This is a genomic window from Flavobacteriales bacterium, from assembly GCA_016124845.1.
Lineage (GTDB): Bacteria > Bacteroidota > Bacteroidia > UBA10329 > UBA10329 > UBA10329.
The window spans coordinates 1-14,777 of the sequence record WGMW01000021.1 but is presented as its reverse complement, the minus strand read 5'-3'; the positions used below and the strand labels follow the sequence as shown (position 1 = coordinate 14,777).

Genomic DNA, 14,777 nt, shown 5'->3' with positions numbered 1-14,777 from the left:
CATGTAGAGATTATGCGGCTAAAGTTATCATATCCCGCCATTGTCAGAAATGCGGACGGGCAGCATTACTTGTCGGAATCGAATGGCCGCGCCATGTACGAAGGCGTTATCTTTAGCGGAAACGTTTTCATCCTGCTGAAAAAACAACCGAATGAAGAGCAACATTATCAAAGGAATTACATTATTTCTGTTCTCAACGCTGATCATTGCCTTCGTGGCGTATAGATCAGGGTATTTTGGTGGACCGAGGACATCACACCCGGTAAGCCCCAATGGAAGTGCCTTAAGCAATCACGCAGACACGTTTCCAAAAGCCGAAACTCCGGGTGGAATTCAAATGTTGTCGTCATCAAAGGTTATTATCCTTACAGATCATGCGTCTCAGACCAAGGATTCCAACGGTGTCAAATTAGATTCAACCTTTATGATTGACCCTATGATGGTCAGTTCAAAATCCGGTTATGTTTTTAAAGCGGAGGATATGCGGAAATTAAAGTTGGATTCGGTTCTGATGGACTCTTTGAACAAAAAATGACAGGGGAATCTCTCATTGATACAATAGAGGCCACGGCCATCAGTCTGTGCTTTCTGACCTTGGTGTTTCTGCCAATGGAAAAGGTCTTTCCTGCAAAACAGGGACAAAAAGTATTCAGGATCAAATGGTTTTTGGATTTCTGCTTCTTTCTGGGACAATATGTGCTCTGGTCGGGTTTGGTTTTCTGGGTTCTGAACTTATTTGGCAAGCACCTGACTTCGATGGTTCCCGATACTTTCCAAGCATTCATTAAAGAACAACCATTTCCAATTCAAGTATTTGAGGTACTATTTTTCAGTGATCTCTTGATATACTGGGGACATCGACTACAACATAGGGTTGATTTTCTTTGGCGATTCCATAAGGTGCATCATAGTGCAGAACACCTTGATTGGCTGGCAGCACATAGAGAACATCCGATAGACTCTCTTTATACGATCGGACTGATAAACTTACCCGCGTTCATCATGGGATTTCCGCTGGAATCTATCGCAGGTGTCATTGCCTTTAGAGGAATATGGGCAATATACATTCATTCAAATGTAAGACTACCTATTGGACCTTTGAGAGTTTTGATCGGAGCACCAGAACTCCATCATTGGCATCATGATCTGGACAGAAAGGCAGGAAACTACGCCAACATTTCACCGATCATGGATGTGATGTTTGGCACCTATAAATGTCCTGACCACGAACCGGAAAGATTCGGAATCAACGAAGAATCACCAAGTTCTTACCTTGGACAAATCATCGAGCCATTGGTTCCAAAGAACCTTTGGGGTAAGTTAAAACGCGTATCGACCAATATTAAACTCAATGCTTAGGATGGTACCCCAGTCAATCTCAATCCAGCTCTTTGCTGTTCGTACAAAGCGAAATGGTCGTGATTAACTAACGTATTATTTTTAGTGGAATGTCAGTAAATGAAATACTTACTTGTAACCGCAATTTTGCTCTGCGTGACAGTGATTCTATCATGCTCAAGTAAAAAACTGATTCTGTGTGGAAACGCTATTTCTCTCAAAATAGAAAGTCAGTTGGCAAGAATAAACGTGTCAACACAGAGTGAAAGGGATATTTGTATTGTCTCTGGTTCTGTTAGAGAAAAACATGTTACTGGACATCCCGATATTGGGTTTGCAACCATATTAATGATCAATCAATCGACAAAACGGGAGTATTCTGCTTTTCTGGATCTGAATAATGAATTCAACATGACAATCATTCCATATCCTGACACATCGAAGTTTGAACTGATTGTTGAAGCTATGGGTCTGACCACCTTGGTGGCCGAAGGAATTCGAATTCAGAAAGGACAGGAAGTTCATTTGGAAATTGTACTTGGAGAATGCAATCATCAGGATACGAGTTTCTTTAAGATCATCGAAAATAATCTGGTAACCAAAAAGGAATGAAACTAATGACACTCCAACACCTACTGAGCACAAGAACAAACCACCAAAAAACCACCATTATCTTTGCGCCACTTTTAATTGAACCAAAGTAACCGTATGAAGATCTTCCGCACCCTTTCCTTGCTTCTGCTGGCTGCGCTGGCAGGACAGACATTCGCACAGGATACCCTCACCAACAAGAAGGGCAGCAAGTACGTTTTCGACCTGATAAACCGCTACGATGCCACGCCCATCGAGAACCAGAACAACACTGGCACCTGCTGGAGTTTCTCCACCCTCTCCTACTTTGAATCGGAACTGCTGCGCAAAGGCAAGGGCGAGCACACGCTTTCTGAAATGTATGTGGTGCGCAAAGCCTACGAGGGCAAGGCCGAGAATTACATCCGCATGCATGGCAACCACAACTTCGGTCCCGGTGGTGCCTTCCACGATATTCCGTGGGTGATCCGTCATTACGGCATTGTGCCGCAGGAAGTATATAAGGGTCTCGAATACGGTTCGGAAACGCATAACCATGAGGAACTGGACGGTATTCTCACGGCTTCGGTCAAGGTAATCAAAGACAACCCGCAAAAAACGCTGACGCCTGCTTGGAAGAAGGCCATTTCGGGTGTGTTGGACGCCTACTTGGGCGATGACCCGAAGGAGTTCACCTACAACGGCAAGAACTACACGCCCCGCTCGTATGCCGATGAGCTTGGTCTGAACATGGACGATTATGTGGCCATCACCTCTTACACGCACCATCCGTTCTACTCACAGTTCGTACTCGAAATTCCCGACAACTGGGCATTCGGGTTGTGCTACAACGTTCCGTTGGATGAACTGATGCAGGTAATGGAACATGCCGTAAGCAGCGGTTACACCTTTGCGTGGGGAGCCGATGTTTCGGAAGACGGGTTCGCTTTCCGCGAAGGGTTGGCAATTCTGCCTAAGGATGAAACTACCATCAAGAAAAGAGGAAAGGACGGCAAGTATTACAACGATGGTGGTGCCGAAAAAAGCAGCAATGCGTTTGAAGAGCCTGTGGAGCAGTGTTGGGTAACGCAGGAAGAACGTCAGGAGGCGTTCGACAACTTCGAGACCACGGATGACCATGGCATGCACGTAACAGGGCTGGTGAAGGACCAGATGGGCAACAAGTACTTCATTGTCAAGAACTCATGGGGGTTGAAATACAACGATTGTGATGGGTATTTCTACGCCTCAGAGGCCTACGCCCGCTACAAGACCATGAACATCTTCCTGCACAAGGATGCCATTCCGAAGGACATCAAGAAGAAGCTGGGGATTTAGAAATGGTTATTGGGTTATTGGTTATTAGGGTTATCTGATAGTTGGGAGTGATATCGAAGATGCAGAGAAAGACCATTATTTTTTTCTTCGCTCTGTTTGGAACAGTGTATTCTAATACTGTAGCCGGACAAGACACCACAGCACAAGAGGTCACAGAAATGACGGTCTCTAATATGCCAGACAACCACGAAGCCATTGAGAAACAAGTATTCAAAACGCTTGCAGAAAACCTGAAGTATCCTGAACTGGCAAAATCGGAAAAGATCGGAGGAATAGTTTATGTCCAATTCATTGTTTCCAAGACTGGAGAGCTAAGAGATTTTGAAGTTGTCCATGGAGTTAGGGAGGACATTGATAGAGAAGCGCTTAGAGTAGCAAAACTGTTGACTTCTTTGGACTGGAAGCCATCAACTGATCTGAATGGAAAGCCTTTAGACACATTCTATACTGTTCCAGTAACGTTTGAACCATAAGAATTACTGTGCCCAACCTCTAAGTATCGAATGTTCACAAAGTTCTTTTCGTTCCTTCTGATCCTGCCGATCAGGTTCTACAAAGGCGCCATTTCGCCTTGGTTGCCGGCTACCTGTAGGTACACGCCCACGTGTTCCACCTATGCCATGGAGGCCATTCAGGTATGGGGGCCGATAAAAGGACTGTGGTTGGCCATCAGGCGCATTTCCTCCTGCCATCCGTGGGGCGGGCATGGCTACGACCCGGTGCCGAAACGAGATGAAAAGCCATGAGACAATGGCTCAGACGCATCGGTGTTCTCGGTTTCCTTTTCTTCTTGGTGAAGGGGCTTATCTGGCTGGCCGTGCTCTTCGGACTGTTCGAATACTTCGACCTTGATGTGGATTAGGCCGTTGCGGTTCTGTTCCAGATGATGGAGATCGTCATACCCGAAATGATGTGCCAGATGCCCCACATGGCGCAAAGCAGGGCCATCTCCCCTATTTCCGGAAAGAATTTGAAGCAGATGATAAGCCCCAAGGCTGAGTTCTGAATACCTGTTTCAATGGCCAACGAACGTGAGGCGGGTTCGCCCAACCTGCCTGCCTTTCCTACCAGATAACCTGTGGCAAGGGCCAAAAAATTATGAACGATGACCAATGCCAAGGCCAATTCTGCATAGGCAATGAAGTTGTCCTTGTTCTTCAGAAATGCCACCACAATAAATGCAATGAAGATGAGCATGGAAACCCAACGGATGGGTTTGAGCATCTTACCCGTAAGCACAGGCTTTTTAGCACCAACGAACATGCCGATGAAGACCGGCAGTATGAGAAACAGAAAAACGGTTTTGAAAAGCTCGATGGCATCCAAACTCACAGATTTGAGCAAATTCCCTGTATCAGGGTAAAGCCCACTCCACAGTTCGAAATTGAAAGGGGTGAAGAACACGCAAAGCAAGGTGGAAATGGCCGTTAGCGTAACCGAAAGTCCCAGGTCGGCCTTGGCCATGGAACTCATGAAGTTCGATACGGTTCCACCCGGACAGGCGGCTACCAGAAACATTCCCAATGCCAATCCGGGAATCGGGTTCCAGACCAATGCCAGAATAAAGGTGACGGCTGGGAGCAGGATGAACTGAGAGAACAGTCCGAGCAGCGTTGATTTTGGCTTACGGAATGCACGCGTAATGTCTGACCATTTCAGATCCAACGCCACCCCGAACATGATGAACGCCAATAGGAAATTGAGCGCCATTTGGCTGTTCGGATCAAAGTTGATGGCTATTTTTTCTTGCACGGTCTGAAATTCGAAGTCGCAATTACGAATTATTAAAGCTGATTTGAAAATGAATACGATCGGAGATATCGTATATGGAAAACGAAACGTTTCTGCATCCATGGAAAAACACAAATTCCACCAACATGAAAGGTTCTCTATTTCTCCTCTTTCTTTTCGCTGCCAATTCCGCCTTGTGCCAAGAAGCCATCAATCAACTTGATACGCTTGGTAAGAAGAACGGTAAATGGACCGTTTACCTTGATGAACGCTGGAATGAAGTGAAGGACAGCACCAAAGCCGTTTATTATCGGTACACCTACTACGACCATGGGGCAAACACCATACCTCTCAGTTCAAAAGGCATGAGCCCGAGAGCCAAGGCAGAAAGACCTTCAAGAGAGATACTTGAAATCGGGCATCCTATTCCAATGGATGGTACTTACAGGTGGTCGGACAGAAAGGGCACCATAGGATTGCAATATGATGTGAAAAAGGGCGAAATGGTCGGTTACAGAGAATATTGGAGAAACGGGAAGATCCGTCTTGAAATTGATTACACGCATCAATTCATAGAGCAGCCCTATACCTACGAGATGTGGTTTACGGACAAAAAAGGAAAGCGAGGTCATTATTTCCATCAAAAGGTTGGCAAGTGGGGTTGGATAGATTATGAGGCACCTTTAGAACCCGATTCAATAACCAAAACCGTCATGAGAAAAGATGCGGACACACTCTTCGTTTCAGAAAATTGGTACTGGAAAGGACGGGCTCACATTGAAGCTGAAAAAATCTATTTCAAAGACAAGGGACACGGTTTTTTTGATGGAATGTACCACGGAAAAAATGTCGAATGGTCAGCAAACGGGCAAAAGCTACATGAAGGCGAGTTTCGTTTCGGTGTTGCCATGCCGGGTTGGAAAAGATGGAATCCCGATGGAACGCTGAGAGAAGAGAAATAAAATGCTGTAATTAGCACAAGTCGATGGCCTACCATATTCAAATATACCGTATACCCGAACTGAATGGTAGTGCCATGGCTTTTCGGATTTTTGTGGACGGTGAAGAAACTGCGCGGATCAAAAGCATTGACGAGACCATAGACCTTGAATTGGAGGATGGTACACACTTCATTCAAGTAAAAATGTGGCCCGACTATTACAGGTCAACCCCCATTCAAGTTGACAGCAGGATAGCCGCAGCAAATCCTATTCTGTTTGCAGGTTTCACAGGAAAACTTGGATTCAGTTCGTTAAGGCGTGATGAACTGAAGCTCTTACCCGAAAACGAATTCAAAGAAGTTGTAAAGCCAGCCAAGCCTTGGCCCAAACTCAGTTCGATGAATATGGCCTTGGTCACTCTTGTAAGTTTGTTGATTGGCGGGTACATCGTATTCGTTTCACAATCTACTGCGCAGAATGAGGACAACTCTTTCCTTGCACTTCTTCTTGGGGTCGGTACGGCAATTGGGGGCGTCTCAGCTTTTTACTTCAATCGGTCCAAGACCAACTCGAAATTTGCTTACAATAAACCGCTGTTCGATGCTATTTCGTTGCTTATTCTTCCAATGCTTCTCAGCATATCCGCAATGGAATGGTACATCTCGGTAGGGTTGACCGTCATTGGTGTTTGTCTTTGGTTTTACCTTATTTCTGTTAAGAACAAGCGGATGGTCATCTGACCCTGATAAGAACACAGCCAAATCAGGCGCTCCAGGCCACCAGAATGTCGCGTGGGCCTTTGTATGGCAAACGGCCGTGCGAGGTGCTGAAATTGTCGATCATCAGCACGTCTCCCAATTTCCATGGGGTGGCCACAAGGTTGTCCCAAATGAGTTTTTCCACGTGCTCCACATACGAACGCGGAATCTCACTTCCATCGGCAAAGACCATGTGCATGGCCTCGTCCTCTGTCTTCTTGAAGATGCGCTTGAAGAACGTGATGGTCTTCAGCGCTACCAGATAGCGCAGCGAAAAGAAATCGCCTCTGCGTTTATAAATGTGTTCATATTCGATGGCAGCCGCTTCGCGATGGAAGACCTGAAGGTGATTGAACCACACCATCTCACCCGTTTCGGGATGTTTCTGTACCGAAGGGCGGTCATTCACCAAACGGAGACGGTCATCCGGCAACCATGTTGGATGTAGATCATTCTTCTTGCACTCCTCTTCCACCTTTTCGTGGTCGGTTGTCTTGAATAGCTCATCCCACTTTTTGAGTTGGTAGACATCGTTCCTTGACTTGGAGTTTGGCCCCGTGTAGTTACGGATGAGTCGCACACCTTTCTCCTCAAAGTCTCTTCGGATTTTTGGATCCATCTGCTCATACACCTTGCGGAAATCACAAATGGGCGTCTCGCCTCCATCTTTTGGTTCCACGTAGCAGAAGAAGAACAGGTAGCGTGGTGCCGTTGGCAGAAAGCTCATCTCGCAATGTTGCATGATGGGGTAATGCCCTGGCAACTCACTGGCCGAATGCACAAACTTGGTTCGACTGTTTCGTGGCGAAGTCCCTGCGTAATTGTTCTGAAGTCCAGGCTCCAAGGCCAAGGCCACTGCCTCAAAATCTTCGGGTGTGCGGATATTGTACCCACGGAACATGATGGCTCCGTTCTTCAACAGTTCCTGTTTCAGGGAATTCTTCTCGCTGGCAATGCGCGAGACCAACGTTTCCTTCGAATCGTCCCCGTTGGGAGATACAGTATATAATGTGTTCGGCATGTTCTGGGATTGAAGTCCCGAAATTGCAAAATGCCAACAGCATTAACAATTATTATCAGGATTCCATAGGTTTGGCACGGTTATCCTTCCAACCGAATATCCGTACTTTGTGAAACCAATGAGGAAACTTCTTTATCTCGGAATGGTGCTGTTGTATTTCGGCTCTGCCCAAGCGCAGAACCGCGATGTGGATCGCGTTCTGCTTGGAGGTATCATCAAAAACAATCTCACTTCCGCCCCCGTTCCTGCGGTGCACGTTCTCAATCTGACCGATTCACTCGCCACGATCACTTCGCCCGAAGGAGCTTTCAAAGTTCCGGTAGATCTGGGCGACAGTCTGGTGTTCAGCTCCATCGGGTATCACAGCAAAGCCCTCATCATTACCCAAAAGGAAATGGAGGCCGACTACATTGAGGTACGGCTTTCCCCGCGCGATTATCAGCTCTTGGAAGTGGAAGTGAACCCATTCGGCACCAAGGAACAGTTCCGAGACCGCTTCATGGATCTGGAAACCGATGACGGAACGGTGAAGATCGTGGGTATCAAAGCTCCACCGAAAGACCCGCGAACCATTCCCGTAACCGAAGATGCACAGGAGATCAAAAAGGCGAAATACCTTCTCAACCCTGCTTCATTCATCTACGGAAACCTGAGCAAAGAGGCCAAGGCACGGCAGGAATTGCACCGTTTGGAGGCGCAGCAAGAGAAGCATCGTTACAACTATCAGAAGTTCAACGATGAGGTCGTTAATCGAATAACTGGCTACGAAGGAGACGAGCTGCACGAGTTCATGGACTATTGCAACTTTTCAGAGGATCAGATCTATCGGTACACCGAATACGAACTGACCGTTGCCATTCTGAACAAACAACGTTCTTTTGAAGCTTCGAAGAAGGAAAAAAGCAACTGAGGTTTATCAAATATCGGTTGTTAAAAATTGTGTAATCCCAAATTTTCGGCATCCACGTTATTAAAGGCAAGAATACTATCTTGCACCGCAATTGGAGTTTTGATGAGATACGTTTATCTATTGCTCTTCTGCCTGTGTTGTGTATCGCTGCACGCTCAAGAAGCTGGAACCGCAGGTTCGGAGAAGCCCGAGTCGTCTATGACCAAGGAAGAGAAGATCGCTGCGGCCAAAGCCAAGGCCAAAGCTGCTTCCGATACCACCGATGCTCCTCCGGCCATGACCCCATACGAAGAAGCAGCCAAAAGCTACGATCTGGCGCTTACGCTGAAAGAGCAGCGCAAGTATGATGAAGCGCAGGCCGAATTTGACAAGGCCATTGAGGTTGATCCGAACTTTGTAGAAGCGTATGTTGGACGTGGTGGCATCAAATTCCAGAAGATCGAGTTTCCTGCTGCCATGGAAGATTACAACCGTGCGGTGGAAATAGCGGAGAATCTGGTGGAAATGCACGAGTACAAGGCATCTATCAAAAAGGTTCTGGCCGATTATGAAGGATCCAAGATCGAGGGAAGCAAGGCTGAATACATGAAATCGCGCTTGGCAGAAGCGCTTTATCATCGGGGGCATCTTAAGCGCTTTATGGAAGACAATGGAGGTGGCTGCCAAGATCTGAGAAAATCATTGGACCTTGGTTATTCCCGGGCTAAAACTGATTGGCCAGACCTCTGTCAATAATCTCTTTTCCGGAATTTCCCAAAATCACACACACTTTCTCCTTGAAAGTGTTGATTTCTATCGCTGAGAAGTATCGGACGTACATTTTCTGGAGTGGATTACGATAAGCCAACGAGTATCTTCTCGATCATTACTGTGATCGATTGCACGCAAAAAGAAAGCCCCTCCTCTTTCGAGAAGGGGCGGGAACGTCAGGGCACCATCCAACCCTTGAGCGTTCCGTTGGCGTTAGCCAACTTCCTGTTCCATAAATGCTGCTTGATCGTTCTGCTCGGAAAGCGTCCAACCATCGGTTGCAGAAGTCTCCAGCCAAACCTTTCCCGATCTGCGAAAAACCTGAACCGCTATCCCGAATTTCTCTTGGAAACCGCTCTCCACTTCAGCCACCGTTGAGTCTTTTGTGATGGTAAGCTCTCCCTCATTGTGTGCAGTTCTCCACTTTCCAATCGGAGAATCGGTTGGCAGCATGTCTTCTTTTGCAGAAGTCTCACCTGCTTCATGCGGCTTCTTGAAGAATTCGATCTTCAGATAAGGGAAGCCTTTGCTGAATTCCTCCTGAATAGCGGAGATGATCCGCTTGTCGTCTATGTGCAACTTCATGGCTGGCTCCTTTATTACATCCACTTGGCCACGAAAGCCATGAACTCATCCTTCAATTCGCGGTAAAGTTTTTCGTACGTGTTCACCTCTTCACGCAATTTGGTATGGTCGGCAAACAGCACATGATCAATGGCAATTGGATGGTCTTTTGCCTGATTGGCAAGAAACTTCTCGTGATCTCCACATTTGCTGATCAACTCTTCTGCTACTTCTCGCTGACGGATAAACTGATTCTGAAAATGCTCTATCTGAGCCGTTACTTCCGTTTTACTGTTCTTCTGAACAAGTTCACCCAATCGGTTTTCAAAGATCAGAAGCTCATCCAGATAGAACTTCATATTATTCGTCCACACGCGATGCTCGAAATGCAGTTCGTCAATGTGTTTTTTGGGGGCAGTTGTTGTTGTCATGATGGTGTTTTTAATGATTAACTTCTGGAAGCGAAGTAACCCCACATCACTATGACCAACTGTGACCTCGGTCGTTGAAAAAACTGATAAAAGTCTGTAAGCGGAACAGCTTGGCCTTAACGCTTAAAGAAGCGGCTCTGAAGAGTTGCATCGTCAGCAAGTACGGTGATCACGTAGATACCTGTTCCAAGTTCCGACACATCGATGGTTCCAATACTCTTCCCGTGCATCACCTCTCTACCCGCCATGTCGGAAATACGATAACGGATGTTGGTGTAGTTTTTTCCAAGATGAAGTACATTCTCCACCGGATTGGGATATACGGTCAAGTCCTTTGTTGCATCTTTGGATGGCTCGTTGACGCCAGCAACCAAGTTGGAACCGAAGACCCAAAGCCCCGTCTGCATGTCGGACGCAAGAATATGCCCCGAAGGCAACAGCGGATAAACGCCCCAGCAACCACGGTACAGTCCATTGACATGCGGTTCGGTGGATGTATCGTAAAACCCCGCCAACTGTGGGTGGGTCGGGTCAGAACAATCGAACATGTACAGTCCATCGAAGTAGTATGAGATGAACAACTGATCTCCCCTATATATAAGGTTGTGAGGAATGGAGTTCTCATCCACGCCAGAGGTAATGGTGTCCACCACATGCAGATCGGCCATATCGGACACATCCACGATCTTTACGTCCTTCCCAAATGTTTCATCGGCCAAGGCATAGTACGGTTTGTCGGCCATGAGCCAACCGCTGTGGTTGTAGCCACTCTGCGGGTACACATCCATGGAACCGATCATTACAGGGTTGTTGATGTCATGGAAATCGACCACGAAAAGTCCGTTGGTTCCTGCATTCAGATAGGCCGTATCGCCACGCACGTAGGTGTCGTGTACATAACCGATCGGTCCCCAGAACGGAACATCCAACGGACAATTGAGCAATAGCGTTGGTGAGGTCGGATCGGCCAACGAGAAAACGGCAAACAGCAGTGGTCCACCGCACACGTACATCCGTGCGCTGGAACTATCGATGAAAATATTGTGCGACCTTGGGAACAGCTCCCCGCTGTCATAAACCAACGGTGCCGAATCGGGTAAGAAACGAAGGTCGGCTATCTGCAAGGAGGCATTTCCCTCATCGGAAACCATGTAGAGACAATCATCAAAATCATGGAAGTCGCGATGAACCACCGTTGAGCCAGTTACTTTCCCTTCAATGAAAACCACCTGCTCCGACTCGGCCGGAACCGTCACATCAAAAATGTGCGTGCCCTTGGAGCTGCCAATGATGGCATACTCCTTCCCATTCTTGGCGTAGCCCCATATCTCGTTGTAGCGATTATTGTGTGCCGTGGAAGGAATGATGGTCGAATCCTGCCAATTGAAAAGCGAATCGATATTCAGACTTCCCTGCGCGAAAAGTGAATTTGCAGCTACACAGAAAAGAATGGTGCAAAGGTGTTTCATGCGGCCGAAAGTAACTCAAAGTTCGCAACGGAATAACCCGTCAAAAGACCGATATGAGAGATACTTCATTATTAATGTTGCCCGCAATTGGCGCAGTTCACAACAATTCGGCAACTTGGCGGCTTAATTCAGAATTGCATGAAGCGAACGCTCATTTTGCTTGCCATCATTCTCGCAGCTTTCACAGGAAGGGCGCAAGAATATTTTCTCAAGTCTCCAGATGGAGACATCAAAGTGGAGATCCTGGTCAGCGCTAACACGGTCTATCGGTTGTATTACCGTGGGAAATTGATCATGTACGGAAAGCCGATGGGACTCCTGATCGGCAAAAAGAACCGTTTGGGGCACAAGGAATTCGATGCCAAGTCGAGCACCAATTCGGTTGACAGAATCGTGAAACCCATTGTACCGTACCGCTCAAGCGAGATACATGAAGGCTACAACGAACTTTCCTTGGAGTTTGAAAGCGGCCTGAGCATCGATTTCCGATGTTATGATGAAGGCTTCAGCTATCGTCTTCGCACCTCATTCGAACAGGAAGTGACCATCAAAGAGGAAATGATGGGTTTTGAACTGACCACCGACCCCGAAGTGTGGTATCCGAAGGAAACGTCCTTCTACTCCAGCAACGAGCAGAAATTCATTCCTACCAGTAGCATGCAATTGCGGAAAGGTGAAAAAGCAAGCCTTCCCGTATTATGGAAACGCGACAATGGCACGTTCATCATGTTCACGGAGACGGATCTGCACGACTATCCCGGTCTGTATCTGAAAACAGATGGCGAAGGTGGCTACAAAGGCATTCATCCACCGTACCCAGCCTCAGAGATCAAGTTTTTCGACCGTTTCGAGATGGCTGCATTCAAGCACAATTGGATCGCTCGCACCAATGGCAACCGAAGCTATCCTTGGCGCGTGTTCACCATTGCGGATGATGAGGAAGGACTTTTTGCCTCGAATCTGCCTTGGTTGCTTGCCTCCGAAACGGAAATGATTGATACCGAATGGATAAAACCCGGTAAAGTGGCGTGGGACTGGTGGAATGCGCTACAACTGGAAGGTGTGGATTTCAAACCCGGCCTCAACACGCAGACCTACAAATACTACATCGATTTTGCTTCGAAGAACGGTCTCGAATACATCGTGCTGGATGAAGGCTGGTACAAATTGGGCGATCTACTGAAGGTGAAAGAGGAAATTGACATCCCCGAACTGGTGCGCTACGGCAAGGAGAAGAATGTGAATGTGATCCTTTGGGTGGTTTGGAAAACCCTCGAATCGCAGTTTGACGATGCTTTCAAGCAGTTTTCCGATTGGGGAATTGCGGGCATTAAAATGGACTTCATGATGCGGAACGATCAGGAGATGATCGCTTTTTATGAGAAAGTGGCCAAGGAAGCTGCCGCCCGCAAAATGCTGGTGGATTTTCATGGAAGCCATTGCCCGAAAGGTTTGCAACGCACCTACCCGAACGTGCTGACCTTTGAAGGTGTGCGCGGATTGGAATGGAACAAATGGAGCAGCGCCATCACGCCTACGCATGATGTGACGCTTCCATTTACCCGCATGCTTGCCGGGCCGATGGACTACACTCCCGGTGCCATGGAGAATATCGGCAACCCGAAGAAGCATCATGGCAATTTCAAGCATCCGAAAAGCATAGGCACCCGCTGCCACGAGTTGGCCAAATATGTGGTTTTTGAAAGCCCATTGCAGATGTTGGCCGATGCACCCACCGCCTACGAAAAGGAACCTGAGTGCATGAAATTCCTGGCCGCAGTACCCACAACCTGGGACGAGACCATTGTGCTTGATGCCAAGGTCGGAGAACACATTCTATTGGCACGAAGAAAAGGCGATACATGGTTCATTGGCGGCATGACGGGAGCCGTTGGCCAGACCATCAGCATCGACCTTGCATTCCTCGGTAGTGGACAGTATGAAATGGAGCTTTGGCGCGATGCGGAGGACACGCGGAAGAACGGTTCGAGCTACGAATACTTCAAAGAGACAAGCATTGTTCCTACCATGAAATATGTGATATCGATGGCCGAAGGTGGCGGTTGGGTAGCGGTTATCAGAAAATCAGGAACTTAGGGCATCCATCAACCAGATAATATGAAGAAGGTCTGGCTCATTGCTTTCAACATCATCACGCTGCTGGCGTGGTCGCTCTTTCTGTTCCATGTACTATTGCATGGTCTGGCATTCGATGAGCAGAGTTTATTGATGCTGACGTTCGCGCAAGCGTTGGCCATCTTCGAGATCATGAATGCGGTGATCGGTATTGCAGGCGCCAATTGGCTTCTCACGGCCATGCAGGTCTTCTCGCGCCTCCTTATCGTATTCATCCTCAACTGGATTCCAGCTGATCTGCTTCATGAAACCGGTTGGCTTTCGGGCTTTGCCTTGGTGAGCATCGCGTGGGGCATTACCGAGATCCTCCGCGCGTTGTACTACCTCACTGAGATATTCAAATTGAATGTTGGCTTTGTCACCTTTTCGCGCTACACGTTCTTCATTCTGCTTTATCCGCTGGGTGTCACAGGTGAGTTCATGGTGATGTTCACCTTCTGGAAATGGCGGGCGTTCGAGTTCAACCTTATCAATGTGGCACTTGCGGCCGTGGCCCTCTCCTACTTCGTTTTCTTCCCAAAACTTTACGGCCACATGTGGAAGCAGCGCAAGAAGAAGCTGACCTGATGTGATGGAACAGAAGGAAACTTCCAATACAAGATAACTCCTTGGAACCGCAATTTACCTTGGCCGACACGGCTCTCATTCTCTAATGATGGACTAAACGACTATGTACTAAAAGTCCATAGGTTTGATTGACGACTGAAAGTCGTCTTTCACTCAATGATGAAATTGCTTCCGCCATTGTCATCACTCCTTCTGTGATGCTCCAGATATTCATTCACCATTTCATCTGTTATGTTGCCTGTACTCCAACACC

General features: G+C 47.4%; 18 protein-coding genes. 12 read left to right on the top strand and 6 right to left on the bottom strand.

The features are described 5' to 3' along the window. Positions 1–151: 151 nt before the first annotated feature. The 6 genes from GC178_09375 to yidD all read left to right on the top strand — a co-directional run bounded on the left by GC178_09375 (position 152) and on the right by yidD (position 3,992). Positions 152–535 (top strand): hypothetical protein, encoded by a 384-nt coding sequence (locus GC178_09375; protein MBI1287776.1) that lies wholly within the window; start codon positions 152–154, stop codon positions 533–535. Beyond that, positions 532–1,359 carry a sterol desaturase family protein gene (locus tag GC178_09370; GenBank protein ID MBI1287775.1) on the top strand — a complete coding sequence of 276 codons (828 nt, stop codon included), beginning with the start codon at positions 532–534 and terminating at the stop codon, positions 1,357–1,359. Before GC178_09375 ends, GC178_09370 begins: the two co-directional genes overlap by 4 nt. 99 nt (positions 1,360–1,458) lie before the next feature. Continuing rightward, positions 1,459–1,950: a hypothetical protein gene (locus GC178_09365; GenBank protein MBI1287774.1), complete on the top strand. Its 492-nt coding sequence runs from the start codon at positions 1,459–1,461 to the stop codon at positions 1,948–1,950. 96 nt (positions 1,951–2,046) lie between these two features. Continuing rightward, positions 2,047–3,246, top strand: a complete 1,200-nt coding sequence (locus GC178_09360) for an aminopeptidase (GenBank protein ID MBI1287773.1) — start codon at positions 2,047–2,049, stop codon at positions 3,244–3,246. Positions 3,247–3,305: 59 nt separating this feature from the next. Further along, positions 3,306–3,719: a TonB family protein gene (locus GC178_09355; GenBank protein ID MBI1287772.1), complete on the top strand. Its 414-nt coding sequence runs from the start codon at positions 3,306–3,308 to the stop codon at positions 3,717–3,719. Between the two features lie 30 nt (positions 3,720–3,749). Beyond that, complete coding sequence (gene yidD, locus GC178_09350) at positions 3,750–3,992, top strand: membrane protein insertion efficiency factor YidD (protein MBI1287771.1); 243 nt, start codon at positions 3,750–3,752, stop codon at positions 3,990–3,992. A 112-nt stretch (positions 3,993–4,104) separates the two neighbouring features. Here yidD and GC178_09345 read toward each other — a convergent pair whose 3' ends face one another. Then, positions 4,105–5,100 carry a bile acid:sodium symporter family protein gene (locus GC178_09345; GenBank protein ID MBI1287770.1) on the bottom strand — a complete coding sequence of 332 codons (996 nt, stop codon included), beginning with the start codon at positions 5,098–5,100 and terminating at the stop codon, positions 4,105–4,107. A 23-nt stretch (positions 5,101–5,123) separates the two neighbouring features. On the opposite strand from GC178_09345, the gene GC178_09340 reads away from it, so the two are divergent. Both GC178_09340 and GC178_09335 read left to right on the top strand, forming a co-directional pair. Beyond that, entirely contained in the window at positions 5,124–5,939 is an 816-nt protein-coding gene (locus GC178_09340) for a hypothetical protein (protein MBI1287769.1), read from the top strand. A gap of 23 nt (positions 5,940–5,962) precedes the next feature. Beyond that, a complete protein-coding gene (locus tag GC178_09335; protein ID MBI1287768.1) occupies positions 5,963–6,658 on the top strand; it encodes a hypothetical protein in 696 nt (231 codons plus the stop codon). A gap of 22 nt (positions 6,659–6,680) precedes the next feature. Here the strand turns inward: GC178_09335 and GC178_09330 are convergent, their stop codons facing one another. Beyond that, positions 6,681–7,697 (bottom strand): taurine catabolism dioxygenase TauD, encoded by a 1,017-nt coding sequence (locus GC178_09330; protein ID MBI1287767.1) that lies wholly within the window; start codon positions 7,695–7,697, stop codon positions 6,681–6,683. 118 nt (positions 7,698–7,815) lie between these two features. Here GC178_09330 and GC178_09325 point away from each other — a divergent pair, with 118 nt between their 5' ends. Next, positions 7,816–8,607, top strand: a complete 792-nt coding sequence (locus tag GC178_09325; GenBank protein ID MBI1287766.1) for a hypothetical protein — start codon at positions 7,816–7,818, stop codon at positions 8,605–8,607. Positions 8,608–8,709: 102 nt separating this feature from the next. Beyond that, entirely contained in the window at positions 8,710–9,342 is a 633-nt protein-coding gene (locus tag GC178_09320; protein ID MBI1287765.1) for a tetratricopeptide repeat protein, read from the top strand. Positions 9,343–9,570: 228 nt separating this feature from the next. Here the strand turns inward: GC178_09320 and GC178_09315 are convergent, their stop codons facing one another. From GC178_09315 to GC178_09305, 3 genes are all read right to left on the bottom strand, one after another. After that, on the bottom strand, positions 9,571–9,942 hold the full coding sequence (locus GC178_09315) for a hypothetical protein (GenBank protein MBI1287764.1): 372 nt from the start codon (positions 9,940–9,942) through the stop codon (positions 9,571–9,573). A 14-nt stretch (positions 9,943–9,956) separates the two neighbouring features. Then, complete coding sequence (locus GC178_09310; GenBank protein ID MBI1287763.1) at positions 9,957–10,352, bottom strand: hypothetical protein; 396 nt, start codon at positions 10,350–10,352, stop codon at positions 9,957–9,959. 116 nt (positions 10,353–10,468) lie between these two features. Further along, on the bottom strand, positions 10,469–11,821 hold the full coding sequence (locus GC178_09305) for a choice-of-anchor B family protein (protein MBI1287762.1): 1,353 nt from the start codon (positions 11,819–11,821) through the stop codon (positions 10,469–10,471). 138 nt (positions 11,822–11,959) lie between these two features. On the opposite strand from GC178_09305, the gene GC178_09300 reads away from it, so the two are divergent. Together GC178_09300 and GC178_09295 are read left to right on the top strand one after the other, a co-directional pair. Beyond that, positions 11,960–13,918: a glycoside hydrolase family 97 protein gene (locus tag GC178_09300; protein ID MBI1287761.1), complete on the top strand. Its 1,959-nt coding sequence runs from the start codon at positions 11,960–11,962 to the stop codon at positions 13,916–13,918. A 21-nt stretch (positions 13,919–13,939) separates the two neighbouring features. Then, entirely contained in the window at positions 13,940–14,524 is a 585-nt protein-coding gene (locus GC178_09295; protein ID MBI1287760.1) for a hypothetical protein, read from the top strand. A 149-nt stretch (positions 14,525–14,673) separates the two neighbouring features. Here the strand turns inward: GC178_09295 and GC178_09290 are convergent. Beyond that, positions 14,674–14,777: IS200/IS605 family transposase (locus tag GC178_09290; GenBank protein MBI1287759.1), on the bottom strand; the 104-nt coding region annotated here is incomplete at its 5' end.

Bases quoted from the DNA above. Each gene is read 5' to 3' on its own strand.
- GC178_09345 (MBI1287770.1), bottom strand. From the start codon at position 5,100: ATGGATGCAGAAACGTTTCGTTTTCCATATACGATATCTCCGATCGTA.
- GC178_09310 (MBI1287763.1), bottom strand. From the start codon at position 10,352: ATGACAACAACAACTGCCCCCAAAAAACACATTGACGAACTGCATTTC.
- GC178_09330 (MBI1287767.1), bottom strand. From the start codon at position 7,697: ATGCCGAACACATTATATACTGTATCTCCCAACGGGGACGATTCGAAG.
- GC178_09375 (MBI1287776.1), top strand. From the start codon at position 152: ATGAAGAGCAACATTATCAAAGGAATTACATTATTTCTGTTCTCAACG.
- GC178_09315 (MBI1287764.1), bottom strand. From the start codon at position 9,942: ATGAAGTTGCACATAGACGACAAGCGGATCATCTCCGCTATTCAGGAG.
- GC178_09300 (MBI1287761.1), top strand. From the start codon at position 11,960: ATGAAGCGAACGCTCATTTTGCTTGCCATCATTCTCGCAGCTTTCACA.
- GC178_09295 (MBI1287760.1), top strand. From the start codon at position 13,940: ATGAAGAAGGTCTGGCTCATTGCTTTCAACATCATCACGCTGCTGGCG.
- GC178_09335 (MBI1287768.1), top strand. From the start codon at position 5,963: ATGGCCTACCATATTCAAATATACCGTATACCCGAACTGAATGGTAGT.
- GC178_09365 (MBI1287774.1), top strand. From the start codon at position 1,459: ATGAAATACTTACTTGTAACCGCAATTTTGCTCTGCGTGACAGTGATT.
- GC178_09320 (MBI1287765.1), top strand. From the start codon at position 8,710: ATGAGATACGTTTATCTATTGCTCTTCTGCCTGTGTTGTGTATCGCTG.
- GC178_09305 (MBI1287762.1), bottom strand. From the start codon at position 11,821: ATGAAACACCTTTGCACCATTCTTTTCTGTGTAGCTGCAAATTCACTT.
- GC178_09355 (MBI1287772.1), top strand. From the start codon at position 3,306: ATGCAGAGAAAGACCATTATTTTTTTCTTCGCTCTGTTTGGAACAGTG.
- yidD (MBI1287771.1), top strand. From the start codon at position 3,750: ATGTTCACAAAGTTCTTTTCGTTCCTTCTGATCCTGCCGATCAGGTTC.
- GC178_09325 (MBI1287766.1), top strand. From the start codon at position 7,816: ATGAGGAAACTTCTTTATCTCGGAATGGTGCTGTTGTATTTCGGCTCT.
- GC178_09340 (MBI1287769.1), top strand. From the start codon at position 5,124: ATGAAAGGTTCTCTATTTCTCCTCTTTCTTTTCGCTGCCAATTCCGCC.
- GC178_09360 (MBI1287773.1), top strand. From the start codon at position 2,047: ATGAAGATCTTCCGCACCCTTTCCTTGCTTCTGCTGGCTGCGCTGGCA.
- GC178_09370 (MBI1287775.1), top strand. From the start codon at position 532: ATGACAGGGGAATCTCTCATTGATACAATAGAGGCCACGGCCATCAGT.